This window comes from Janthinobacterium sp. GW821-FHT03A03 (genome assembly GCF_059421435.1).
Genome location: NZ_JBWKUZ010000017.1, coordinates 23,152 through 48,103, shown reverse-complemented (window position 1 = coordinate 48,103; position 24,952 = coordinate 23,152). Strand labels below are relative to the sequence as shown.

The 24,952-nt window shown below is 66.9% G+C and carries 15 protein-coding genes; 1 reads left to right on the top strand and 14 read right to left on the bottom strand.

The annotated features are described in order from the left end of the window. Positions 1–42: 42 nt before the first annotated feature. The 5 genes from recD to AC07VI_RS23035 form a co-directional block, all read right to left on the bottom strand. Positions 43–2,001 carry an exodeoxyribonuclease V subunit alpha gene (recD, locus tag AC07VI_RS23055; protein ID WP_099375821.1) on the bottom strand — a complete coding sequence of 653 codons (1,959 nt, stop codon included), beginning with the start codon at positions 1,999–2,001 and terminating at the stop codon, positions 43–45. Further along, on the bottom strand, positions 1,991–5,665 hold the full coding sequence (recB, locus tag AC07VI_RS23050; RefSeq protein WP_492993667.1) for an exodeoxyribonuclease V subunit beta: 3,675 nt from the start codon (positions 5,663–5,665) through the stop codon (positions 1,991–1,993). Before recB ends, recD begins: the two co-directional genes overlap by 11 nt. Then, positions 5,662–9,093, bottom strand: coding sequence for an exodeoxyribonuclease V subunit gamma (recC, locus tag AC07VI_RS23045; protein WP_086147293.1), 3,432 nt, complete (start codon positions 9,091–9,093; stop codon positions 5,662–5,664). The genes recB and recC overlap by 4 nt, the downstream gene beginning before the upstream one ends. Before the next feature lie 75 nt (positions 9,094–9,168). Next, entirely contained in the window at positions 9,169–12,222 is a 3,054-nt protein-coding gene (locus AC07VI_RS23040) for a CHASE domain-containing protein (RefSeq protein ID WP_492993665.1), read from the bottom strand. 109 nt (positions 12,223–12,331) lie between these two features. Then, positions 12,332–13,213 carry a LysR family transcriptional regulator gene (locus AC07VI_RS23035; RefSeq protein WP_086147291.1) on the bottom strand — a complete coding sequence of 294 codons (882 nt, stop codon included), beginning with the start codon at positions 13,211–13,213 and terminating at the stop codon, positions 12,332–12,334. A 107-nt stretch (positions 13,214–13,320) separates the two neighbouring features. On the opposite strand from AC07VI_RS23035, the gene AC07VI_RS23030 reads away from it, so the two are divergent. After that, positions 13,321–14,331 carry a cyclase family protein gene (locus AC07VI_RS23030; RefSeq protein WP_086147290.1) on the top strand — a complete coding sequence of 337 codons (1,011 nt, stop codon included), beginning with the start codon at positions 13,321–13,323 and terminating at the stop codon, positions 14,329–14,331. A gap of 12 nt (positions 14,332–14,343) precedes the next feature. Here AC07VI_RS23030 and cobA read toward each other — a convergent pair whose 3' ends face one another. The 9 genes from cobA to AC07VI_RS22985 form a co-directional block, all read right to left on the bottom strand. Beyond that, positions 14,344–15,108, bottom strand: coding sequence for a uroporphyrinogen-III C-methyltransferase (cobA, locus tag AC07VI_RS23025; protein ID WP_492993662.1), 765 nt, complete (start codon positions 15,106–15,108; stop codon positions 14,344–14,346). A 14-nt stretch (positions 15,109–15,122) separates the two neighbouring features. After that, positions 15,123–16,301 (bottom strand): CmpA/NrtA family ABC transporter substrate-binding protein, encoded by a 1,179-nt coding sequence (locus tag AC07VI_RS23020; RefSeq protein WP_086147289.1) that lies wholly within the window; start codon positions 16,299–16,301, stop codon positions 15,123–15,125. A gap of 157 nt (positions 16,302–16,458) precedes the next feature. Continuing rightward, positions 16,459–17,097 (bottom strand): ANTAR domain-containing response regulator, encoded by a 639-nt coding sequence (locus tag AC07VI_RS23015; protein ID WP_492993660.1) that lies wholly within the window; start codon positions 17,095–17,097, stop codon positions 16,459–16,461. A gap of 62 nt (positions 17,098–17,159) precedes the next feature. Beyond that, entirely contained in the window at positions 17,160–18,659 is a 1,500-nt protein-coding gene (locus AC07VI_RS23010) for a CoA-acylating methylmalonate-semialdehyde dehydrogenase (RefSeq protein ID WP_492993658.1), read from the bottom strand. Between the two features lie 13 nt (positions 18,660–18,672). After that, the gene (gene iolB / locus AC07VI_RS23005; protein WP_086147287.1) at positions 18,673–19,470 is read right to left on the bottom strand and encodes a 5-deoxy-glucuronate isomerase; all 798 of its coding nucleotides are present in this window, start codon (positions 19,468–19,470) and stop codon (positions 18,673–18,675) included. Then, positions 19,467–20,381: a myo-inosose-2 dehydratase gene (gene iolE, locus AC07VI_RS23000; RefSeq protein WP_086147286.1), complete on the bottom strand. Its 915-nt coding sequence runs from the start codon at positions 20,379–20,381 to the stop codon at positions 19,467–19,469. Before iolE ends, iolB begins: the two co-directional genes overlap by 4 nt. A 1-nt stretch (position 20,382) precedes the next feature. After that, positions 20,383–22,212: a 3D-(3,5/4)-trihydroxycyclohexane-1,2-dione acylhydrolase (decyclizing) gene (gene iolD, locus AC07VI_RS22995; RefSeq protein WP_492993655.1), complete on the bottom strand. Its 1,830-nt coding sequence runs from the start codon at positions 22,210–22,212 to the stop codon at positions 20,383–20,385. Then, positions 22,209–24,155 (bottom strand): bifunctional 5-dehydro-2-deoxygluconokinase/5-dehydro-2-deoxyphosphogluconate aldolase, encoded by a 1,947-nt coding sequence (locus AC07VI_RS22990; protein WP_086147284.1) that lies wholly within the window; start codon positions 24,153–24,155, stop codon positions 22,209–22,211. Before AC07VI_RS22990 ends, iolD begins: the two co-directional genes overlap by 4 nt. Before the next feature lie 8 nt (positions 24,156–24,163). Next, positions 24,164–24,949, bottom strand: a complete 786-nt coding sequence (locus tag AC07VI_RS22985; RefSeq protein WP_086147283.1) for an ATP-binding cassette domain-containing protein — start codon at positions 24,947–24,949, stop codon at positions 24,164–24,166. Positions 24,950–24,952 lie beyond the last annotated feature (3 nt).

Genomic DNA, 24,952 nt, shown 5'->3' with positions numbered 1-24,952 from the left:
CATATATTTCCTTACGGAAACGCGTCAAGCCCGATCAAGCCGTCAGCCGATCAATCCTCTCAAGCCGCTGGCGCGCTGCGTGCGGCGCAAAATCGCGTCGAACAGCACGGCCTGCGTGGGCGACACGAGGGTAAAGAAGTCGCGCGCCCGCGTGATGCCAGTGTAGACCAGTTCGCGCGCCAGCATGGCGCCGCCTTCCTGCGGCAGCACCAGCACCGTGTGGCGGAATTCCGAGCCCTGCGATTTATGTACCGTCATGGCGAACGCCGTCTCCACATGGCGCAGGCGCGTGGCCAGCACGCTGCGCACATGCTCGCCTTCCAGGAAATACACGCGCAGGGAGCCGGGCCGCGCAGGGTCGCGCAGGGTCAGGCCGATGTCGCCATTGAACACGCCCGTGCCGTAGTCGTTGCGCGTGACCATCACGGGACGGCCCACATACCACTCGCTGCGGCGTATCAAGCCTTCCTTTTCCAGCCGCAGCTCGATGGCCGTGTTCAGGCCCGCCACGCCCCACTCGCCCTCGCGCACGGCGCACAGGATGCGGAACGACTCAAAACTGAGCAGCACGGCGCGCACCCAGTCGTCATGCTGCGCGTACGCAGCTTCACCGGCATTCAGCAGTTCCAGATAGGGCTGGTAGCCGCCCGGCGCATCCGCGCGCCCGCGCAAGGCCAGGCGCAGCACGTCTTCCTGCTGCGCCGGCACGCTCCACGCCAGCTGGCCGCCGCTGTCGCCGGCGAAGCACGCTCTGGCCAGGTCAGGCTTGCCCGCATTCACGGCCAGCGCCAGCTCGCCGATCGGACCGCTGAAACGGTGGCTGTGGCGCAGCATCACCGTCTGCTGCGCCAGCGCACCGGCGTTACCGGCAAACTGCGCGGGAATGGCCACGCCGCTGGCCGCCTGCGCATACGCGATGGTATCGACCGCGTAGCCGCCCGCCTGCGCGTCGTGGCACAAGTCGCCCAGCACGGCGCCCGCTTCCACGGACGCCAGCTGGTCCTTGTCGCCCAGCAGGATCAGGATGGCGGCGGAAGGCAAGGCGTCAAGCACCGAGGCCATCATCTCCAGGTGCACCATCGACGCCTCATCGACGATCAGCACGTCGACGTCGAGCAGATTGCCCGCATGGTGGGCAAAGGCGCGCGTGTCGGGCCGCGCGCCCAGCAAGCTATGCAGGGTGCGCGCCGCGCCCATGCGGCGCGCCAGTTCCAGCAGCGGCAAGGCTCCCCCGACCTTTTCCGCCAAGCCGCTCAAGGCCTTGTCGATCGACTGTTTCAGCCGCGCGGCCGCCTTGCCCGTCGGCGCGGCCAGCGCGATGCGCAGCTGCTCCGGCTGCGGCGAGACGGCAAACAGCAAGGTCAGCAAACTGGCCACCGTGTAGGTCTTGCCCGTGCCCGGGCCGCCCGTGATGATGGCCACCTTGCCGCGCAGGGCGACGGCGCAGGCCACTTTTTGCCAGTCCGGGCCGCCGTCCTGCGTGGGCTGGTCGAACAGGATATCGAGCCATTGCCGCACCTGCGCCAGCGGCGGGTTGACCAAATCCTGCGCGCGCGCAGCGATTCTGCCGCCCACCAGGGTCTCGTCGCGCCAGTAGCGGCGCAGGTACAGGCGGTCGCCGTCGAGCACCAGCGGCTGCTGCACGTCGGGCGTCCCCACCCGCCACACCTGCGGCGCGCCGGCCAGCAGCGCGCGCCAGCCGTCGGCGCTGCCCGGCAGCGGACCGGAAACGGCCAGCACGGCATGCCACAGCTCCTCGCTCCAGCCCAGCAGCTGCGACGGCTCGCCCGCCAGCTCAAACAGCATCAGACAGCTGTGGCCCCGCCCTTCCAGCTCGGACAGCACCACGCAGGCCACGGCCAAGGCGGGCGCATCGGGGCCGCCGTCATCCAGGCTGGCGATGAAGCGGGCAAAAGCGGCGCTCAGGCGGCGCAGATGGCCATCCCCGGCGACGCCGTCGACGTGGCTGAACAAGGCATTCATTTGCTCGCTATGCTGCATGATGTTCCGCTTCTTCTGACAATAATTGATCGAGGCCGTCCAGCAGTTCCAGCTGCGGCGCCAGCCAGTAGCAGCCATGCGTGTCCGCATTCGCGATCCCGCGCAGGAACAGGAAGATGGCGCCGCCCAGGTGTTCGGCCGGGTCGTAGGCGTCGCCGAGCCGGCTTTTCAGCAGCCGGTGCAGGGCCAGCATGTAGATGGCGCCCTGGATGTCGTAGCGGTGCTGCGCCATGCCGGCCGCCAGCGCGGCCGTGTGATAGGCGGCGTCGTTGGCGCCCAGCGCGTTCGACTTGTAGTCGAGCACCCAGTAGCGCCCATCCCGTTCGATGACCAGGTCGGCAAAGCCTTTCAGCATGCCGTGCAGCTGGCGCCGCGGCAGCGCGGGACGCGGCGCGCCGCCCAACAGCAAGCGCGTGCACAGCTGGTCGAGCGCGCCCGTGGACAGATGCTCGCTGGGGAACCAGAACTCCATCTCGGACAGGGTGCTGTCCAGTTCAGACAGCGACGCATCGAGCAGCGGCAGCGGCGTGACGGCGATTTCCCGGAGCCAGGCGATGGCGTCTTCCTGGCGGTGGCCCCAGCCGGCCCGCTCGCAGCGCGCGGCCAGGCGCGTGGTGAAATTGTCATCGTGGACGCTGTCAAAGCCTTCGCTGCCCATCCACTCGAGCTGCTCGTGCAGGAAGTTGCCGGGCACGGAGCCGCGCGGGAAGCGGTGCCAGGGCGCGTCGCCCGTCTGCAGCGGCGACACGGCTGGCGCGCCCGCGCCGTCTTCCAGCAAGGTTTCTTCCAGCGCCCGCTGCGGCACGTGCGCGGCCGCCATGGCGCCGATCTGGCGCGTCAGCGAGGTAAAGCTGCCCACCGACCAGTCGCGCTCGAATTCGCCCGCGAACACGGGCGCGGGCCGCAGCTCGGGACGCCGCTCCACGCGGTCGAGCACCGTGCAGGCATCGGGCTGCGCCAGCGAGCCCACGTAGATGGCGTCGCAATTGCCCGCCACCTGCTGCCAGCGCGGCAGCAATTGCTCAAACGGCAGCTTGTCGCCGCCCGTCAGCAGGTAGCCGAGCGCCGATTCGTGCAGGGTGTTCTCGCCTGCCTTGCGCGCCGCCAGCGCGGCCACGCCCAGCCACAGGAAATGGCGCGCGCGCGTCAGGGCCACGTACAGCAGGCGCAGGTCTTCCTCGATGCGCGCCTCTTCCACCAGCGCCATGGCCTCGTCGGACAGCGACAGGTCGAGGCGGCGTTCGCCTTTTTCGTCCGCATAGTCGAAGAAGCTGCGGTTGCGCTTGTCCACCTTGCGCGCCGTGACGGCGAACGGCAGATACACCAGCGGATACTCGAGGCCCTTGGACTTGTGCACGGTGATGACCTTGACCAGCTCCGCGTCGCTTTCCAGGCGCAGCACGCGCTCGTCGCCGTTTTCGCCCTCGCCGGCGATCTGCTCGGCCAGCCAGCGTATCAGCGCCTGCTCGCCATCGAGCTGGCGGCTGGCCGACTGCAGCAGTTCAGCCAGGTGCAGCAGATTCGTCAGCCGCCGCTCGCCGCCCGTCTGCTGCAGCAGCATGGCCGGCAGCTGCAGCTCGTGGATGAAGCGGCGCAGCATGGCCAGCACGCCCTGGCGCTGCCAGATCAGGTGCAAGGCCTTCAATTGCTCGACCCGGCGTTCCCATTCCAGTTCGTCGCTGGACAGCCGCGCCAGCTCGCCCAGCGGCAAGCCGATGGTGCGCGTGGCAAACGCGGCGCGCGCCAGGCCGCCGTCGAGCGGATTGGCCAGCGCCGCCAGCCAGCGCAGCACGTCGGCCGCTTCCTCGCTATCGATGACGGAATCCTTGTCGGACAGGTAGACGCTGGCGACCCGGCGGCGCGCCAGCGCGCGGCGGATGGCCGCCGCCTCCTTGCGGTCGCGCACGAGGATGGCGATATCGGCCGGCTGCAGCCGCACGAACCCGTCGGGACCGTCGAAACCGGCTTGCGCATCGCCCAGCATGGCGACGATATGTTCCGCGCAATGCTGCGCGAAATACTCGCGGTAGCTGTCGCCGCGCAGTCCTTCATCGCTGGCGCAGGCGGCCAGCAGGGCCGGCAGCGGGCCGCCAGCGTTCAGCAGCCGCTCGTCGCGGCCCTTGGCGTCGACAGCCTCGAACGGCAGCGGATTTTCGCCGTTTTTGCGGTAGCGGAAGGCGCCGGCCGGCACTTCGGCGCGCTCGGCGTGCAGGAACAGCTGGTTGACGGCCGCCACCAGGGGCGCCGTCGAGCGGTAATTGGTGCCCAGCTGGTAGTGGCGGCCCGTGGTGGCGCGCCGCGCCGCCAGGTAGCTCTGGATGTCGGCGCCGCGAAAGCCGTAGATCGACTGCTTCGGGTCGCCGATCAGGAACAATCCTTGCGCGGGATCATTCTCGGCAATGCGGTATAACAAATTGAAGATCTGATACTGTGCAGGGGCCGTATCCTGGAATTCATCGACCATCGCCAGCGGATACTGGTCGACGATGCGCTGGCGCAGCGCAGCGCCATTCTCGCCGGCCAGCGCGTCGTGCAGGCGCTGCAGCATGTCGGCAAAGCCGAACTGGCGCGACTGGCGTTTTAGCTGATCCATGCGCCGCGCGATGGCCGCCGCCGCATGCAGGTGCAGCTTGTGCGCCAGCGGCGTGATGGCCGCCAGGGCCGTCCCCAGCGCCTCCGTATGTTCGAAACACTCGGGCACCTGGGCCGTGAAACTCTTGGCAAACGCATCCTCGATGCCGAACGGCGTCAGGCGCTCCCACGCCTTGGCCGTGATGGCCGGCAGCAGCAACAGCGGATCCTGCGCCCAGCGGCGCAAGCCGTCGAACCATTTCGCCAGGTTTTCCGGCTTCATCTTGACGCCGTTAAAACACTTGGGATTGGCGGCGCGGTGGTCGTTGATCCAGACGGCCATCTGCTCCGTGCGCTCGACCCAGCCCGCCTTCAGGGTGGCCAGCTGCGCGGCCAGCGCCCGCTGTTCGCGCGCGATCAGCGCCGACAAGGGCTCCTCGTCGGCCATGCGCATGCTGCCGGCGCGCCGGGCCAGCTCGCGCGTTCCCTTCTTCAACGCTGCCACGTCGGGCCAGCAATCGAGCAGCACGTCGAGCGCCTGCGGCGGCAAGGGATAGACTTGCTGGCGCCAGTAATCGTGGGCCGCATCCTCGAACAGCGCTTGCTCGTCGCTGACCAGTTCTTCGTCGAACAGGCTGCCGCTGTCGAACGCGTGCTCGCGCAGCATGCGCTGGCACCAGGCGTCGATGGTGAAGATGGCCGCTTCATCCATCGTCTCGGCGGCCAGCATCAGCCGGTGCGCGGCCTTTTGCCGTTCGCTCTCGTCCGGATAGGATTCGAGCAAGGCGTCGAGAAACGGGTCGCTGCCGCCGGATTCGTGGCGGAACTCATTACGAAAATACGCGGCCGCCTCGATCAGGCGCTCGCGCACGCGGTTCGACAGTTCGCGCGTGGCGGCGCGGGTAAACGTCATCACGAGGATGTCGGCCGGCAGCAGCGGGCGGCTGAAGCGGCTGTCGTTGTCGCCGTGACCCAGCACGAGCCGCACGTACAGCGCAGCGATGGTCCAGGTCTTGCCGGTGCCGGCGGACGCCTCGATCAGGCGCGAGCCGTGCAGCGGAAACGCCAGGGGGTTGAGCAGGTGGCTCGTCATGGTTCTTCTCCCGCGCCATCATCGGGCGCGCTGATCGGGTCGATCGTGATGTGTTGCTGCAGCCAGTCGGCCAGCGGGCCATACAGCTCGCGCGTGCAGTCTTCCCATGCTTCCTCCGCGGCCAGGGCGGAAAACTCGGGCCACAGGCGCGCCAGGCACAGCTCATCGCGCTCGCCCGACACGTCAAAGCCGCCGTCATACACGGCGCGCGGGTCGCCCTGCTGCACCAGCGCCAGGCCCGTCTTGCAAGCCGTCGGCAGCGGATGGTTCATGCCTTCGCGCCACAGCGCCAGCAAGGTGGCCAGCGCATCGCGCGACGTGGCCGGGTCGAGCGGCGCCATGCTGACGATGGCGTCGCGCGCCACCAGGTAGCCGGTGACGGGGAAACCGAGGGCGGCGGCGGCCAGCTGGCGCAGCCACATCAGCATCAGCTTGTCGCCGCGCGCCAGGCCGCCCTTGTCCGTCACCTTCGAGGAAATCTGCATCAGCCAGGCCGTGTCCCGCCCGTTGCTGCACAGTCTGTCGAGCCAGTCGTCGATCTGCACGTCGCCGAACGCCAGGTTGATGGCGCGCTTGTCGGCCGCCAGCGGGAACGAGGCGCGCAACGACAGCCATGCGCTGCGCACGGGCACCAGCGCCTCGACCAGCTGCGCCTGCACCTGCCGGCCGATCAGGCCGATGGGCAGCACGCCTTCGCGCGCCAGGCGTGCCGCGCGCGCTTCCAGGCTGCTGCGCACGTCGTCCAGTGCTTCCACGGCGCCGCCGTCATCGAGCATGGTGTCTTCCAGCAGGTAGCGCTCGAGCGCGTTCAGGCCGAACGGCTCCTCATCGTCGCCCAGCATGGCCGCATCGGCAAAATGCACGCTGAGGCGGCGGCGGAAAAAGTACTTGACGGGCTGGCGCAGAAAGCTGGCCAGTTCGCCCAGTTTCAAACGCGTGCCTGGGTCGAGTTCGTACGGTCCCAGCGCCGGCTCCCCCGCCTGCGCAGCCGCATCCGCATCGGCATCGGCATGCGCCACGCGCCATTCGCGCGCATAGGTCAGCAAGCCGCCCGCCTCGAAATAGCGGCGGCTGAACGGCTGCAGCGCGTGCTCGGTAGTGAGCGATACCAGGTGGCGGTCCAGCGACCAGCCGGCCGCCAGGTAGTCGCGCAGCTGCGATACCAGCACGGACGGCGGCTGCTCGGAATTGTCGCGCACATTGCGCCCCACCCAGCTCACGTACAGCTTGTCGCGCGCGGCCAGCAAGGCTTCGAGCATCAGGTAGCGGTCGTCGTCGCGGCGCGAACGGTCGCCCGGGCGGGCCATGCCGGGCAAGGCCAGCAAGTCGAAATCGGCCTTGGGCGCGCGGCGCGGGAAGTCGCCATCGTTCATGCCCAGCAGGCAGACGACGCGGAACGGCACGGCGCGCATCGGCATCAGGGTGCAGAACGTGACGCCGCCGGAGACGAACTGGTGATTCAGGGTCGGTTCGTCGAGCGCGCCCAGCCACGCCACGCGCAGCACCGACAAGGGTACCTGCTCGACAAAGCCCGCGTGCCCGCAGGTTTCCAGCCAGCCCTGCAAGGCGCCTTCCAGCTGCGCCAGGGTCAGGCGGTCGCCCTCGTCGTCGGCGTCAAAGAAGGCGGCCAGCAGCGCGCGCGCCTGCTCGCCCCACTCGGCCGGCGTGCGCGCGCCGGCCAGCACGCTGCGCCAGTGCAGCAGCGCCTCGACCAGCTGCGCCAGCGAGCCCGCCAGCGCCGCATCGAGGCCGCCCACTTCCGCATACGGCTCGATGCCGCCAAAGCTGGCGCCACTGCCGCTGGCATAGCCGAGCAGCATGCGCCGCACGCCGAAGATCCACGCGTTCTGCTCGCCGGCCGCGCCCAGCCCCAGGCCGGCGCGGTGTTCCTGGTCCAGGCCCCAGCGCACGCCGGCGCCCTCGATCCACGCCCCCAGGGTGGCCAGGTCGTCCGGCTGCAGGCCGAAGCGGGCCGCCAGCGCCGGCACGTCGAGCAGGTCGCGCACCTCGCTCTGGCGACAGCGCTGCTGCGGCAGGTGCAGCAGCCACTCAAGCGCGACGAGCAGCGGATTGACGCTGCGGTCCTTCACGTCGCCGATCTCGAACGGGATGAAACGCTCGTCATTGCGCCGGTACTGGCCGAAGACGGCGTGGATGGCGGCCGTAAACGTGTCGATGTCGGGCACCATCACCACCACGTCGCGCGGACGCAAGCCCGTCTCGCCGCTCCCGGCGAACATGGCCAGCAACTGGTCGTGCAGCACTTCCACTTCGCGCTGCACGCTGTGCGCCACGTGGAATTCGATCGAACGGTCGGCCGCATCGGGCGGCGTTTGTTCATGCTCGGCCAGCGGGCGCAGTTCGCGGATGGCCACCTGCACCTGCTGCAGCAGGGTCTCGCCCGTTTCCTCGCCAAACAGGTCGATGCGCAGGCTGTCGTCGCGCCCTTCGGCATGCGCGTGTTCGTCGAATTCGTCAAGCATGCGGATGAAATCGCGCCCCTGCCGGCCCCAGCTCGCCAGCAGCGGGTGGCTGTGCGCATGCAGGGCTTCGAGCGGAATCTCGGCCAGGTCGGTGCCGTTGCGCTGCTGTTGGCGTTTGTTGGCCGCGCGCAGCAGGTCGCGCCCCTCGATGATGTCGCCCCAGTAGAACTGGCATGGATTCGGCACGGCCAGCACCACCTGCGTGTGGCGCGCCAGCGCGGCCAGCGCCTGCAAGGTCTGGTACGGCAAGGCCGACACGCCGAACAGCACCACCCTGCGCGGCAGCTTGCCCGCAGGCGCATCGCCGGCGGCAATCGCCGCCAGGAAGGCGTCGTGGATGTCGGCGCGGCCCGTGTCGCGTTCGAACGGCTCCACGTCGGCAGCCACGGCGCGCCACAACTGCGCCTGCCAGCGCTGGTCTTCCTGCAAGACGATGGACTCGCCGCGCGCCGTGCGCAACTGGTCGCGCCCCGCCGCCCAATCGGCCAGCCAGTCGGCGCGGTAGACCTGGTACTGGTCGAACAGGTCGGCCAGACGCTCGGCCAGCTGCAGCCGGCGTTCCGCGTCGCCATCGGCAAGGAAATAGCGCAGCGGCGCGAAGACGGGATCGGCCAGCAAGGACGGCAGCAGGCGCATCAAACGCCACGTCAGCGGCGATTTATCGAACGGCGACACGCGCGGCACCCTTTCGCGCCCCAGCATGCCCCGGTAGCTTTCCCACAGCAGGCGGGCCGGCAGTGCGATGCGCGTGGCGGCGCACACTTTCATTTCCTCGGCCAGCGCGATTTTCAGCCATTCGGCCACGCCGTTCGACTGCACCAGGAAAATGTCCGTCTCCAGCGGCGCCAGCGGATGCTGCCGCAGCCACTGGAAGACGGCGGCGCGCAGCTGTTCCAGCTGGTTGCCGTGCAGGATGAGTAGGCCGGGCGTGACGGTTGTTTGCATGCTGATCCGATGGGTTGCCGCGCGCCCGCCGGAACGGCCGGGCGCGCCAAAGCCGTATTATCGCCGCTCCCTGCGTCAGGGGGCGTCGCTGGCGGCAAATTCCAGTGAAATTTGTTCAGCCACCCGGGCCAGGGCCGGCGCCAGGGCCGTCAGCAAGGCGCGCGCCTGCTGCATGTCGCCGCCCAGGCGCAAGCCTTCGATCGACAGGCACAGCGCGGCGAAAGCGTGCGCGCCCACGGCCAGCGCCGACGATTTGCTGCGGTGGCCCAGGTCCGCCAGGCGGCCCAGGTCTTCCAGCGCCATGGCCTGCTCCATTTCGGCGATGCCGTCGCGCGCCGTATCGAGGAACAGCTGGGTGTACTTGCGCATCTTGACTGCGTCATTGCTGAACGTGAGCGCCAGGGTGGCCAGGTCGAGGATGGCCGTATCGCGCGAGTCCGGCGCCCCATGCACGGCAGGCGTCGTCCCGTGCGCCGTGGCGGCGGACAGGCTGGCCGGCGGCGCGTGCCCAACGCCGCCGATGCCGCCAATACCGCCACGCAGGCGGAACCACTTTGCCAGCAGGTGGAACAGCAGATTCGGCGCGATCGGCTTGGTCACGAATTCATCCATGCCCGCCTCCAGGCAGCGGGCGCGGTCTTCGCTGCCCGCATTGGCCGTCATGGCGATCACCAGCAGGCCCGCAAGCTGCGGGTCGGCGCGGATGCGGCGCGTCGTCTCGAAGCCGTCCATCTCCGGCATCTGCACGTCCATCAGCACGCAGTCGTAACGCTGGCGCGACAGCAGCTCCAGCGCCTCACGGCCATTGCCAGCCACGCAGACGGTGGCGCCCGCGTCTTCCAGCAATTCGCAGCCCACCTGCTGGCTGAAGACGTTATCTTCCACCAGCAGGATGGAGGCGCCGCGGATTACACCCAGCACCTCCGGCTCCACCTCGGCGATGCCGTCGTCGCTGGCCTGCGCGCATTTTTCCAGGCGCGCCGTAAACCAGAAAGTGCTGCCCAGGCCCGGCTGGCTGTACACGCCCACCTTGCCGCCCATGAGTTCAGCGAGCTGCTTGCTGATCACCAGCCCCAGTCCGCTGCCGCCATACTTGCGCGTGGTCGACGGGTCGGCCTGGTGGAAGGAGCGGAACAGTTGCCCCACCTCTTCCTGGTTCATGCCGATGCCCCGGTCCTGCACTTCGAAGCGCAGCATGGTATGGCTGCCGCGCTCCTCGGACTGGCGCACGCGCACGAAGATGCTGGCATTGTCGGAGAACTTGATGGCGTTGCTGGTCAGGTTCAGCAAGACCTGTTCCAGGCGCAGCGGATCGCCGCGCCAGCGCTGCGGCAGTTCGGAGGCGATATCGAATTGCAAAGTCAGGCCCTTGAGGGAGGCCGCGTCGCCCAGCTGGCTGGCGATGTTCGCCAGCAGCGTGTCGAGGCGGAAGTCCAGCACTTCCAGTTCCAGCTTGCCCGCCTCGATCTTGGAAAAGTCGAGGATGTCGTTGATCAGGCCCAGCAAATGCTGGCCCGAATGGTAGATCTTTTGCAGATAGTCGCGCTGGCGCACATCGGCCACCGATTTCAGGGCCAGGTGCGCCATGCCGATAATGCTGTTCATCGGCGTGCGGATTTCATGGCTCATGTTCGACAGGAAGTCGCTCTTGGCCTGGCTGGCCGCGTCGGCCTGCTCCTTCAGGCGGTGCAGCTCCGTCACGTCCGTGGACAGGCCGATCAGGCCCGTGACGGGGCCGGGCAGGCCCAACGGCACCTTCACGCTCCACAGGTGGTGCACCTGGCCCTGCGCATCGACGAAGCGCTCCTCGCCGACGAACTTGACGCCGCTGTCGAACACCTGGCGCTCCGTGCGCCGCGCGGCGGCGGCCGCGTCGCCCACCATCAAATCGCCATCCTGGCGGCCGATCACCTGTTCCACGGCGCGCCCCAGGATGGTTGCCGTGCGCGCGTTCACGTAACGGTAGCGCAGGTCGGCATCCTTCATGTAGACGTAGGCGTCGACGCTGTCGAGCACCGTGTCGAGCAGGGTGCGCTGCGCCACCGCGCTGCGGCGCGAGCGGTACAAGGTATAAATATAGCCATAAATGAGCAAAGTGCCGGCCACGCCGACGGCCAGCGCCAGCCACGGGAAATAACGGTCAAAACCGCTGTACAGCTCCGCCTTGCGCACGCGGAAATGGGCCTTCCACTGGCCGCCCTGGTACACCACGGGCAGCACGCGGTCGAAATACGCGGCGTCGCTGCCCGGCTGCGGCGGCGGCGTTGCCAGGTCACTGTCATCGTTGAACAGCAGGCGGTCCTGCGGCGTGATGCGCAGCAGGCCATTGGCCGGCAGCGGGTCGGCGGCGCTGTACAGGGTCAGGTGCAGCGGCTCGAGCGCGCTGCGTTCGAGCGCGCTGTGCACCAGCTGCGCCACGCCGAAGCCGATGCCCACGGACCCCTGATAGGCGGCGCGGCGCTCGGCCACGCTTCCCTGCGGCATGCCGTTGCGGTACACGGGCAGGCGCATGCCCAGTCCCACGTGCGCGGGCGGCCCCTTGATCATGATCACCTGCCCCGACGCGCCGACCTCGCCGCTGTCGCGCGCCTGGGCCAGGGCCCGCGCCACCAGCGGGTTGGCGCCGATATCGACGCCCATGCGCTCGCGCAGCAGGGAATCGGGCTCCAGGTAAGTGAGCACCGTGTATTCGGGCCGCTCGCCGGGCGGGCGGATGGTGAAATCGGGATAGCCGCGCGGCGCCAGGCTGGTATCGCGACGCACGCCGTCGATATATGCCGCGCGCTGCGCCTGCGAGAGCGCCACCGCATAGTTGACCGATTCGATGGCGGGAAACTGGCGCGCGATATCGAGGCCGGCCACGTAATCGTGGAACTGGCGGCGCGACAGCTGCGCCGAGGTGCGGAACAGGGCTTCGAGACCGCGCAGCAGGTCGGAATAGCTTTTCACCCGCGTGGCCAGGCTATGCTGGGCGCCAGACGTCAGGTTGTCGAAACGCTGCTCGGCATCGTCATTGACCGTGCGCGCCGCGCCCGCATACAGCGCGCCGCCGACCGCCAGCGCCAGCAGCAGCCCGCCCGCCCATATCCCGATGCCTGATCCCGTCCCGCCCTTGCTCAAAGTGTGCATTGTCGATCGCTTATTCCGGTTCTATCAGGTACGAGGATACTATCAAAGCCCCTGCCCGACGCGCCTGTCAGCGAAAAAAAGCGCGCGCGATGGTTGCCCTGGAAAGCAGCTACAGCGCCGCGGCCAGGAAGTCGCAGAAGGCGCGCACCTTCTGCTGCACGTGGCGGCCATCGGGCATCAGGGCAAACACGCCGCGCCTGGCCATGGCGTGCGAGGGCAGCACGCGCACCAGGGCGCCGCTGGCCAGCAGCGGCGCGGCGACGAACGAAGGCAGCGCGCCCACGCCCACGCCGGCCACCAGCATGTCGGCCAGCAGCAGGCTGTTGTCGGCGGAAAAGCGCACGGGCAGCACGATGCTGCTCGTCCCTTCGGGTCCGGCCAGCTGCCAGACGCCGGGGCTGTCGGCCAGGCGGTAGGCCAGGCAATCGTGGCCATGCAGGTCCGGCGCCCGCACCGGCGTGCCGCGCCGCGCCAGGTAGGCCGGCGCGGCGCAGATCATCTGCTCGACGTCGCCCAGGCGGCGCGCCACCAGGGTCGAATCGGCCAGCGCGGCGCGGATGCGCAGCGACACGTCGTAGCCCTCGCCCACCACGTCGCGCAAGCGGTCATCGAGAGTCAGCTCCAGCTTCACCTCCGGGTAACGGGCCATGAAGGCGGGCAGCAGCGGCGAGAGCACCTTCAGGCCGAAGGACAGCGGCACGTTCACGCGCAGCCGCCCCGCCACCTTGCCGGTGCAGCCGCGCGTGGCCAGTTCCAGCGCGGCGATCTCGTCGAGCAGGCGGCAGCATTCCAGATAGTAGGCGCGGCCGCCGTCCGACAAGCTCATGCGCCGCGTCGTGCGCACCAGCAGCACGGTGCCCAGGCGCTCTTCCAGCTGGCGCACCTGCTTGCTGACGGCCGCCGCCGACTGGTTCAGCTCCAGCGCCGCCTTGCTGAAACTGTCGCGCTCGACCACCGTGCGAAATACGCGCATGAGCGCCAGTACATCCATCATTCTTTCCTTCTGGTTGAATATCTTATTATTTTATCGCTGATTATCATTAAAATGGAAAACAATATGATGGCGCTTCTTTCTTCACCTGATACGAGGAGCACGCCATGTTCACCTTTCCGACCCCATTGAAAACCGCACCGCTGCTGCTGGCCCTGCTGGCAGGCGCAGTACAGGCCGGCCCGGCCGCCCCGGCCACGCCCGCCCTGCCCGAAGTGGGCGTCAGCCCCTGGGGCCCGAAGGACGAGATCGGCCGCCTGAACCTGATGACGCCGGCCTCGCGCGCCGCCATCCTGGCCCGCATCGACGGCGGCAAGAGCTACGATCTGGCCGTCGATTTCTATATCGGCATGCCCAGCTGGCAGGCGGCAGGCGACCCGCCCTACCAGATGTGGATGACGCATACGCCGAAAGGCAACGTGGTGGCCGACTCAATGAACGTGGGCGAACAGATGAACCGCCACGTCAGCTACACGGGCTCGGCCGTCTCCATGTATGCGCACATGGGCACGCATATCGACGCCCTGAACCATTTCGGCCTGAACGGCAAGATCTGGAACGGTTTTACGGAGGAGCAGTACCTGGGCGACCGGGGCTGGACCGTGACGGGCGCGGAGAAATTGCCGCCCATCGTCGCGCGCGGCGTGCTGATCGACGTGGCCGTGGCCAAGGGCTTGTCGCAACTGCCCGACAATTACCGGGTCACGCGGCAGGACCTGCGCGCGGCGCTGGCGCAGCAGAAAGTGACGCTGGAACAGGGCGACGTGGTGCTGATACGCACGGGCCGCATGCAGCACTATGAGCAGGCGCAAGCGTACATGGCCAATCCCCCCGGCCTGTCGCTCGATGCGGCGAAATTCCTCGTGGAAGACGGCGGCGCCATGGTGGTGGGCGCGGACAACCTCAGTTTCGAGGCGTTCCCGTCCGAAGTGGCGCACAATTACCTGCCCGTGCACACCTATCTGCTGGCGCAGCAGGGCGCGCCCATCCTCGAACTGGTCGACCTGGAAGCCTTGTCGCGCGACAAGGTGTACCAGTTTGCCTTCATCGGCGCCTCATTGAAATTCCGTGGCGGCGACGCGGCGCCCATCCGCCCCGTGGCGCTGCCGATCCGCTAGGCGCCGACAGGCTCAGACGGCGGCGGCCAGCAAAGTACCATGCTCACCCCAGGCGTCGGCGCAGCGCACCACGTCGCCCACGACGATGATGCTGGGACTGCCCAGGCCGCTTGCCGGCAAGGCGGCGGGCAGCGCCTGCAAGGTGCTCAGCAACTGGCGCTGCGCCGGCAGGCTGGCCGATTGCACCACGGCCACGGGCGTGCCGGGCGCCATGCCGCCGGCCAGCAAGCCGGCCTGGATGGCCGCCACCCTGGCCACGCCCATGTAGATGACGAGCGTCAGGCCGCTTTGCGCCAATGCCGCCCAGTTCGGCTCGGAGGCGCTATCCTTGCCGTGGCCGGTGACGAAGATGGCGCCCTGGCTCCGGCCGCGGTGCGTCAGCGGCACGCCGATGCCGGCTGGCGCGGCCACCCCGCTGCTGATGCCGGGGATCACCTCGACGGCCACGCCGTGGCTGCGCAGGCAGGCACGCTCTTCGCCGCCGCGCCCGAACAGGTAGGGGTCGCCTCCTTTCAGGCGCACCACGTGCAGGCCGGCGCGCGCTTCGGCCAGCATCAGCCGTTCGATGAACGCTTGCGGCGTGGACGCGCAGCCGCCCCGCTTGCCCACCTCGACCACGCGCACGCCGGGTGCCGCATGGCCAAGGATGGCCGGGTTGACGAGGTCGTCGATCAGCACCACGTCGGCCCGCGCGATGGCCTTTACTGCCTTGATCGTCAGCAGGTCCGGGTCGCCGGGACCGGCGCCCACCAGGGTTACGCTGCCACATTGCGCCATGATGACATCTCCCATTAAAAAAAGTGACCGATGGCAAACGATGCCGCGTACGCTTCCGGCGCGCTGCCGTCCCACACGACGCCGTCGCACAGGATCGACGCACGCATGGGGGTCTTCGGCACGGGCGTGGCCGTCATTTCGGCCGCCTGGCGGTACAGGTCGGTGCGGTTGACCTGCCCCGCCACGCCAAGGTAGTCAGGCGCATCGCGCAGCAAGCCCCAGCGCCGGTGCTGGGTCATGAACCACATGCCGTCGGACAGATAGGGGAAATTGACGGCGCCATCGCCGTAAAACTTCAAGCCATGCGTATCGTTCCACGTCTTGCCCAGGCCATCCTGGTAGTGGCCGAGGATGCGCGGCGCCAGCATTTCCTGCGGCGTATGCAGATAGGCGGGCTCGGCCAGGGTGGCGGCCATTTCCAGCCGGTTGGCATCGCTGGCGTCGATCCAGCGCCCCGCCTCGAGCACGGCGGCGATCAGGGCCCGGCAGGTATTCGGATGCTGCTGCGCAAAGGCCGCGCTGGCACCCAGCACCTTGCCCGGATGGTCGGGCCAGATCGCCTGGCTGGCGACGGCCGTCACGCCCACGCCCTCGACGATGGCCTTGTAGCCCCATGGCTCGCCCGCGCAAAAGCCATCCATCTGGCCCGCGCGCAAGGCCGCCACCATCTGCGACGGCGGCACCGTCATCACGTGCGCGTCGCGCAGCGGATCAATGCCATGCGCGGCCAGCCAGTATTGCAGCAGCATCGCATGATTGCCGGTCGGAAAAGTATGCGCGAACGCAAACGGCCGCGATGCGGCCCGCATGTGGCGCGCCAGCGATGGGCCATCATGGGCGCCGTCGCGCGCCAGCGCCGCCGACAGGGTCACGGCCTGGCCGCTGTGATTGAGATTCATCAATACGGCCATGTCGCGCTGCTGCCCGCCTATGCCCATCTGCACGCCATACACGAGGCCATACAGCACGTGGGCCGCATCGAGTTCCCCGTTGTGCAGCTTGTCGCGCACGCCGGCCCATGACGTCTCGCGGCGCAGTGCGATCTTGATGCCGTATTTTTCATCCAGGCCCAGCCTTGACGCCATCACCAGCGAGGCGCAATCGGTCAGCGGCAGGTAGCCGATGCGTATCGTCTGTTTTTCCGGCTGCAGGGTGCGCGCCACTTGCGCGCTCTCGCCCATTTTCTCAGTCATACCATTCCTTGCTGATAAATACTGTTTTGCCGCGCCGCCATGGGCACGGTTCTCCCCGTCCAGCAGCAAGGAACGTGCCCGTGCACGCCCGGTCTGGTCCGGCTGGCATTGCACCGCCATGGTGCGTTGCACCAGCATGTGTCAGGAAATGGACGTTTCATCCCAGCAAGTCCTCCACGTCGAGGATGCGCTGGGCGATGTCGGCCAGCTTGAGTTTCTTGTTCATGGCCATGCTGCGCAAGCGCTGGTAAGCCTGCTCTTCCGTCAAGCCGTGATGCGTCATCAACAGGCCCTTGGCCCGCTCGATCACTTTGCGTTCCAGCAATTTGTGCCGCGATTCGTGCAATTCGGCCCGGAGTTTTTCTTCCTGGCGGAAGCGCGCCAGCGCCACGTTGAGCACGGGCAAGATGCGTTCGGCCTGCAAGCCGGCCACGATGTAGGCGGAGACGCCGGCCGCCATGGCTGCGTCGATGCTGGCCGTGGCGCCGTCTTCCGTAAACAGGACGATGGGACGGCGCTCGTCGCGCGTGGCGATGACGATGTGTTCGAGCACGTCGCGCGCGTCCGATTCCGCGTCGATGATGATGAGGTCGGGCTGCAGCTGGGCGATGCGCTCGGGGAGGTAAAGGTCGGCTGGCAGCGAGGCGACGATGTCAAAACCCGATTCCAGCAAGCCGATGCGCAAGGCATTGCCACGCTGCACTTGCGCCGCCCACGCCGCGTCCCCGTGCACGCCTTGCTCGACGATGGTATTGACGACAACGATGCGCAAAGGCTGGGTACGGCTGGACGTCATGGTGGCGGTCTGCAATGGCTGAACACAACCATTGCAGTAAGCAAGAAGCGAACCAGCTGGATTTACTTGAGTGTCGGCATGGCAAACTCGGCGCCCGCCGCCGTTGAGGCGGGCCAGCGCTGCGTCACGGCCTTCTGCTTCGTGTAGAAACGCACCGCTTCCGGCCCGTGCGCGTGGTGGTCGCCGAACAGGCTGCGCTTCCAGCCGCCGAAGCTGTGGAAGGCCATCGGCACGGGGATCGGCACGTTCACCCCCACCATCCCGACTTGCACCCGGTGCGTGTATTCGCGCGCCGTATTGCCGTCGCGCGTATAAATGGCCGTGCCATTGCCGTATTCATGGGCGTTGACCAGCTCCAGCGCCGTGGCGAAATCGGGCACGCGCACGATGCACAGGACGGGACCGAAGATTTCTTCCTTATAAATCGTCATCTCCGGCGTCACATGGTCGAACAGGCTGCCGCCGAGGAAAAAGCCGCGCTCATAGCCGGGCAGCACGAAACCGCGGCCGTCGGCCACCAGGCTGGCGCCTTCCTTGACGCCCGTGGCGATGTAGCCGGCGATCTTGTCCTTGTGCACCTGCGTCACCACGGGCCCCATTTCCGCCTTCAAATCCATGCCTTGCGTGATTTTCAGGGCCGCGATGCGCGGCACCAGCGCTTCCACCAGCTGGTCGCCCACATTGCCGACCGCCACGACGACGGAAATGGCCATGCAGCGCTCGCCCGCCGAACCGAAGGCGGCGCCCATCAGGGCGTCCACCGTCTGCGCGATATCCGCGTCCGGCATGACCACCATGTGGTTTTTCGCGCCGCCCAGGGCCTGCACGCGCTTGCCCTGCGCGCAGCCGGTGGCGTAAATATACTCGGCGATCGGCGTGGAACCGACAAAGCTGACGGCGCGCACGTCCGGATGATGCAGCAAGCCGTCGACGGCCTCTTTATCTCCCTGCACGACGTTGAAGACGCCGTCGGGCAAGCCCGCGTCCGTCAGCAGCTGCGCCAGCAGCAGGCTGGCCGACGAGTCGCGCTCCGACGGTTTCAATACAAAGGTATTGCCGCAGGCAATGGCCATCGGGAACATCCACATCGGCACCATCACGGGAAAATTGAACGGCGTGATGCCGACACAGACACCGAGCGCCTGGCGGATCGACCAGGCGTCGATGCCGCCGGCCACCTGCTCCGAATACTCTCCCTTCATCATTTGCGGGATGCCGCAGGCAAATTCCACCACTTCGATGCCGCGCGTGACTTCGCCCTTGGCATCCGTAAACACTTTGCCGTGCTCGGCGGTAATCAGGGCGGCCAGTTGGTCGGAATGTTCTTCCAGCAATTCCTTGAACTTGAACATGACGCGGGCGCGGCGCAGGGGCGAGGTCTGCGACCAGGCGGGAAAGGCCGCGTGGGCGGCGGCCACGGCCGCGTTCAGCTCGGCGGCAGTGGCCAGCGCCACCTTCGCCGTCACCTCGCCCGTGGCAGGATTGAAGACATCGCTCGTGCGCTCCGAGCGCGAAGTCATGGGGTTGCCACCAATAAAGTGGCCGATTGTCGGGGTCGTCATATCTTGTCCTTGATTATTTGGTCTGCATCAGCCATTCATGGGCCGGGTCATTTTTAAAATGCCACACGCGTTTCGGGCCGGCCATCACGTTCAGGTAATAGCCGTCGTAGCCATACGGCACGGTGACGGGGTGGTAGCCCCTGGGCACCATCACCACGTCGTGGTTTTCCACGGCCATGGCCTCATCGATGGAACGGTCATCCGTGTAGACGCGCTGGTAGGCAAAGCCCTGCTCCGGATTGAGGCGGTGGTAATAGGTTTCTTCCAGAGAACTTTCCTGTGGAACATTGTCGCTGTCGTGCTTGTGCGGCGGATAGCTCGAGGAATGACCGGACGGCGTGACTACCTCGACCACCAGCAAGCCGTCCGCCTCGGCCGTCTGCGGCAGGATGTCGCACACATAGCGCGTATTGGCGCCCTGGCCGCGCACGGAGCGCGCCATGCTGGCCGGCTCGATCAGGCGCGCCGGACGGTGCGTCGTGGCCGGCGCGCTGCACAGGGCGACCTCGGCAGCGCTCACGGCCGTGATGCCGACCGTTGTTTCCAGCGGCACATACACGGCATACGGCGAGCGCTCTTCAAACACGCTGGCGCGATTGCCGATGGCTTCCCAGGTCTGTCCGCCCGCCTGCACGGTGACGGTGCCCGTCAGCACGACGATGCACAGCTCGCGGCCGCCCGTGTCCAGCTTCAGGGCCTCGCCGGGCGCCAGGCGGTGGGCGGCAAAGCCCACGTGCGTCCAGCCGGCCGATTCCGGCGTGACCTCGACGATAGCGGAGCCCGCCCGGGCCTTGACCAGCAGCGGGCTCATGCCGCCTCCCTGCCCAGGCGGGGAATCGCGTCGACCAGGCTTGCCAGGTAGTCGTGGCCCATCTTCGCGTACTGGTAGCTGGGCGCCACGGCCGGGTCCTGTTCCGCCTCCACCACCAGCCAGCCCTCGTAGCCATGCAGATACAAACGCGTCAGGATGGCCGGGAAGTCGATGCAGCCGTCGCCGGGCACGCTGAAGGCGCCATTGATGACGGCCTGTAAAAAACTCCAGTGGCCATTGCGGGCCAGTTTCACCACGTTCGGCCGCACGTCCTTGCAATGCACGTGGCAAATCCTGTCGATATGCTTGTTTAAAACCGCCAGCGCGTCGCCGCCGGCAAAGGTGATATGACCCGTATCAAACAGCAAGCCCACTTCCGGGCCCGTCAAGGCCATCAGTTGATCCACGTCAGCGGGGGTTTCCACGTAGGCGCCCATGTGATGGTGGTAGGCGAGGCGCACGCCGTGCGCCAGCAGGTGGGCGGCAAACGCCGTCAATTTGTCCGCGTAGTCCTGCCATTGCTGGGCGGACTGGAAACGCGGACGTTTATACAGGGGGCGCGCTTCGCCCTGGATGGCGTCGGCCACCTCGCCGTAGACCATGACGGTGGCGCCGCTGTCGGCCAGCAGCCGCAAATGCGGACCAACAGACGCGATCTCCTCTTCCACCGAGCGGTGCGCCAGGCGGCCCGAATACCAGCCGGAGACACACGCCAGGCCATATTTCCCCAGCACGGCGTTCAGGGACGGGGCATCCTTGGGAAACTTGTTGCCCAGTTCGAAACCCACGTAGCCGATCTCGGCGCCTTCTTTCAAGGCCGTTTCCAGGGGCGTCTCGCCGCCCAGGCTCGGTAAATCGTCGTTCATCCACGAGATCGGGTTGATGCCGATCCTGACATTCCATGTAGTCATCTCAATTCCTTTGTTTCAGGCGATCGTTTTCATAACGGGCACGGGCCTCTTGCACGCCGGCTTGCGTGGAGACCTCGGGCACGGCCACTTCCCACCAGCAACCACCCTCCTCGGTCGTGCGCGCGGCGTCCGTACTGATGCAGATCAGATACGTGCGGGAAGCTCCCCGGGCGCGCAGCATGGCTTGCTCCAATTCTGCGATACTGGCCACGTGCTCGCTCAAGGCGCCCAGCGACTGCGCATGCAGGGCGAAGTCGATGCGCGGTGCGCTGTCGGGCAACATATTGTTGAACGAGGCATTGCCGCAGGCCTGCTGCAGGCGGTTGATGCAGCCATAGCCGCGGTTGTCGAGCACGACGACGATGAGTTTCTTGTCCAGCATGACGGAAGTGGCGATTTCCGAATTCATCATCAGATAGCTGCCGTCGCCCACCATGACGATGACCTCGGCGTCGGGCTGCGCCATCTTGACGCCGAGGCCGCCGGCGATCTCATAGCCCATGCACGAATAGCCGTATTCCATGTGGTAGCCGCCCGGCGTCGATGTTCTCCACAGTTTATGCAGTTCGGCCGGCAGGGTGCCCGCCGCGCAGACGACGATGTCGCGGGTGGTCGAGTCCGGTGAAGAACGCTGCACGGCGCCGATGACTTCGCCGTCGTACGGCAAGCCGGCCACTTCCCGTTTTCCCGTGATCGCCAGCACGGTGTCGCGCCACGCGCTCCCTGCCTGCTGCGCCCGGTCCAGCCACTGGCCCGCGCTGTTCCAGCGCTCCAGGCGCTGCGACAGGCCCTGCAAGCCGAGCGTCGCGTCCGCCTGCAGGCCCAGGCCACGGCGCTTCAGCACATCGAATGCGTTGACGTTCAGGCTGAGCAGTTGCGCTTGCGCAAACAGGGAATTGGAGCCCGTCGTGAAATCCTGCAAGCGCGTGCCGACGGCCAGCACCACGTCGGCCTGCGCCGCCAGGCTGTTGGCGGCGGGCGAACCGGTCACGCCGATGGCCCCCAGCTGCAATGGATGATCCCACGGCAGGGAACTCTTGCCCGCCTGGGTTTCCGCCACGGGAATGCCGTGGCGCTCGGCAAACGCCTGCAGGGCGGCGCTGGCCTTGCCGTACAGCACGCCGCCGCCGGCCACGATCAGCGGCTGTTTCGCGTTTCTCAGCAGCAGCGCGGCATCGTCCAGTTCCTGCTCGACGGGCGGCACGGCGCGAAAACGCACGACACGCGGCGCAAAGAATTCTTCCGGATAGTCATACGCCATCGTCTGCACGTCTTGCGGCAAAGATAAAGTAACGGGGCCGCAGGCGGCCGCGTCCGTCAAGGCGGCTATCGCCCGCGGCAAGGCAGTGAGCAGTTGCTCCGGATACACGATGCGGTCGAAATAGCGCGATAAAGGTTTAAAAGCATCGTTGACCGAGACGCTGCCATCGGTGGCGTCTTCGAGCTGCTGCAAGACGGGGTCCGGCGCGCGCGAGACGAAGACGTCGCCGGGCAAGAGCAGGACCGGCAGGCGGTTGACGTGCGCCAGCGCGGCGGCCGTCAGCAGATTCGTCGCACCGGGACCGATGGAACTGGTCACGGCCATCATGCGCCGGCGCATGTGCGCTTTCGCATAGGCGATGGCCGCATGCGCCATCGCCTGCTCATTGTGCGCCCGATACGTGGGGAAGCTGTCGCGGTACTGGTACAGCGCTTCGCCCAGGCCCGCCACATTGCCGTGGCCAAAGATGGCGAAAGCGCCGCCAAACAAGGCTGCGCCCTCCTCGGTACGCAATGCCGACAGATAGCGCACCAGCGCCTGCGCCATGGTCAAACGAACGGTGGCGCTCATGCCGCACGCTCCAGGCGGTTACGCGTGCGCTGCCACAGGGCAATCAACAGCTCGAAATTGGCCCGTACGGCGGTAATCAGGCCCGCATCGTCAAGCTCGCCGGCCAGCCAGCGGCGGCTCGGTTCCTGGAAGATGGTGCGACCGACCATGAAACCCTTGCAGGTGCTGCTGGCGCTGGCCTGTTCGAAACTGGCGGCCAGCTTGTCGATGGGGGCGTTCAACCCCAGCAGGACGACGCCACGGCAATGCGGATCGCGCTCGTGCACGAGGGCATCGATGGCTTGCCATTGCTTGGCCGACATACTTTCCAGCTTCCACCATTCCGGATAGATGCCCAGGTTGTACAGGCGCTTGACGGCGCGCAAGACGGTATCGTCACCCTGCGGCAAGGCGTCCGACGGTATGACTTCGAGCAACAGTTCGTGACCGCTCACTTGCGCCGCGTCATACAGGGCCTTGATCTGCGCTTCCTGCTCCAGGCGGTTTTCCACGGCGTCGTCCGGGTGCAGCTGCACCAGGCATTTGATCACGTGTTCCTTCGGCCAGCTGAGCAGATGCGAGCCGATCGAGCGGCCCCAGTCGAACTGCAGCGGGTTTGATCCCGGCAATTCCACGGGACGGCCTATCCACCAGCCCCGTCCCGTTGCATCGTTGAGAGCGTCGACGCCATAGCGGCCATCGATCAGCACGCCCGTCTTGCCGGCCAGCTGCAAGGCCGTTTCCGTCTGCGCCACGGCTTGCACCATCAATTGCTTCAAGGCCCAGATACGCGATTCGGGCGCGCCCGCTTGTTGCGCCAGCTCAAAGAATTGCGTGCGGTGATCGAACGCAAACACGCACAGTTCGTCCCACTGCGGGCGCGCCACCGTCGTGCGGTGCAGGCGCGACAAGGTGGCGTCCTGGTCCGGTTGCGTCAGTTTGGCCGCATTGGCGAGAAAATAATCGAGCTCCACGGGCGACGGCATGGCCGGCGCGCAGCCGTGGCGCGACACGACGAGGGCGCCGCAGCCGTTCGCATAGCGGCAGCACGCCTCGTAATCCTCGCCGCGCAGCCAGCCTTTCAGGAAACCGGAAAGAAAAGCGTCGCCCGCGCCGAGCACATTGAGCACCTCCACCCGCACGCCGCGGTAGTTATAGGCGTCATCCAGACTGGCCGGCACCACGCTGTCGATGACGGCGCTGCCCAGCGGCCCCCGCTTGACGACCAGGGTCGCCAGGGTGGCGGCCCGCACGGCGCGCAGGGACGCCATGATATCAAAGCCGCCGCCGGCGATCATGAATTCCTCTTCCGTGCCGACGATCAGGTCGAACTGCGGCAGGATCGCCTGCAAGTGGCGGGTGACGCCTTCGTTCGAGACGAACCGCGTTTCGCCGTCCGCCTTGCCCGACAAGCCCCACAGCACGGGCCGGTAATCGATGTCGAGCACGGTGCGCACATTATTGGCGCGCGCCAGTGTGAGTGCCTGCGTGCTGACGGCGTGCATGGCGGCGGTGGAGAAATGCGTGCCAGTGATCAACAGCGCCTTGCTCGAGGCAATGAAGGCCGCATCCACCGACGCGGCGTCGATGGCCATGTCGGCGCAATTTTCGCGATAAAAGATCAGCGGGAAGGTGTTCTTGTCCTTGATGCCCAGCATCACGAGCGCCGTCAGGCGGTCGCGGTCGATGCCGACATGGCTGACGTCGCAGCCCTCCTGCGCCAAAGTATCCGTCAAGAAACGCCCCATGTGGTCGTCGCCCACTTTCGACAGCATGGCGGACTTCAGGCCCAGCCGGGCCGTGCCGAAGGCGATGTTCGCCGACGAGCCGCCCAGGTATTTGGCGAAACTCGTCGCGTCTTCCAGCGGGCTGCCGATCTGCTGCGCGTACAGGTCCACCGCCAGGCGGCCCAGGCAGATCACGTCGAGCGCGCGGCCCTGGGCAAATTGTGTCGGGTTATTCATGGTTATCCTTAAATCGTGACACCGTCGAGTTCAGCCATCAGCGTTTGCATTTCCGCACCGCCCGCCATCATGTCGAGTACCTCATCCTTGGAAACGGTTTCCTTGGTATAAGTCCCCAGCGACTTGCCCCGGTTCAACAGAGTGAACGAGTCGCCCACGGGATAGGCATGGTGCACATTGTGGGTAATAAAGATCACGGACAAGCCCCGCTCGCGCGCCTTGTAGATCAGTTTCAGCACATTGAACGATTGTTTCACGCCCAAGGCCGCCGTCGGTTCGTCGAGGATCAGCACGCGCGCGCCGAAGTGGATGGCGCGGGCAATGGCCAGGCATTGCCGCTCGCCGCCCGACATGGTGCCCACGGCCTGGTGCGGGTCGCGCACCATGATGCCCATCTCGGCCAGCTTGTCGCGCGCCGTGGTGGCCGCATACTCCATATCCATCACGGGCAGCACGCCGAACATTTTCTTGATCGGCTCGCGGCCCATGAAGAAATTGCGCGCCACGGACAGCAGAGGCACCAGCGCCAGGTCCTGGTAGACGGTGGCCACGCCCAGGTCCAGCGCCTCTTTCGGCGAATTGAAGCTGACGGGCTGGCCGTCGACCAGGTATTGGCCATCGGTGGGCCGGTGCACGCCGGCCAGGGTCTTGATCAGGGTCGACTTGCCGGCGCCGTTGTCGCCCAGCAGGCAATGCACTTCGCCCGGTTTCAAACGCAGGGTGACGTTTTGCAGGGCGATGACGGAGCCGAAACGTTTGCTGATGTTTTCCAGCGCAAGGATGTATTCGCTCATGGC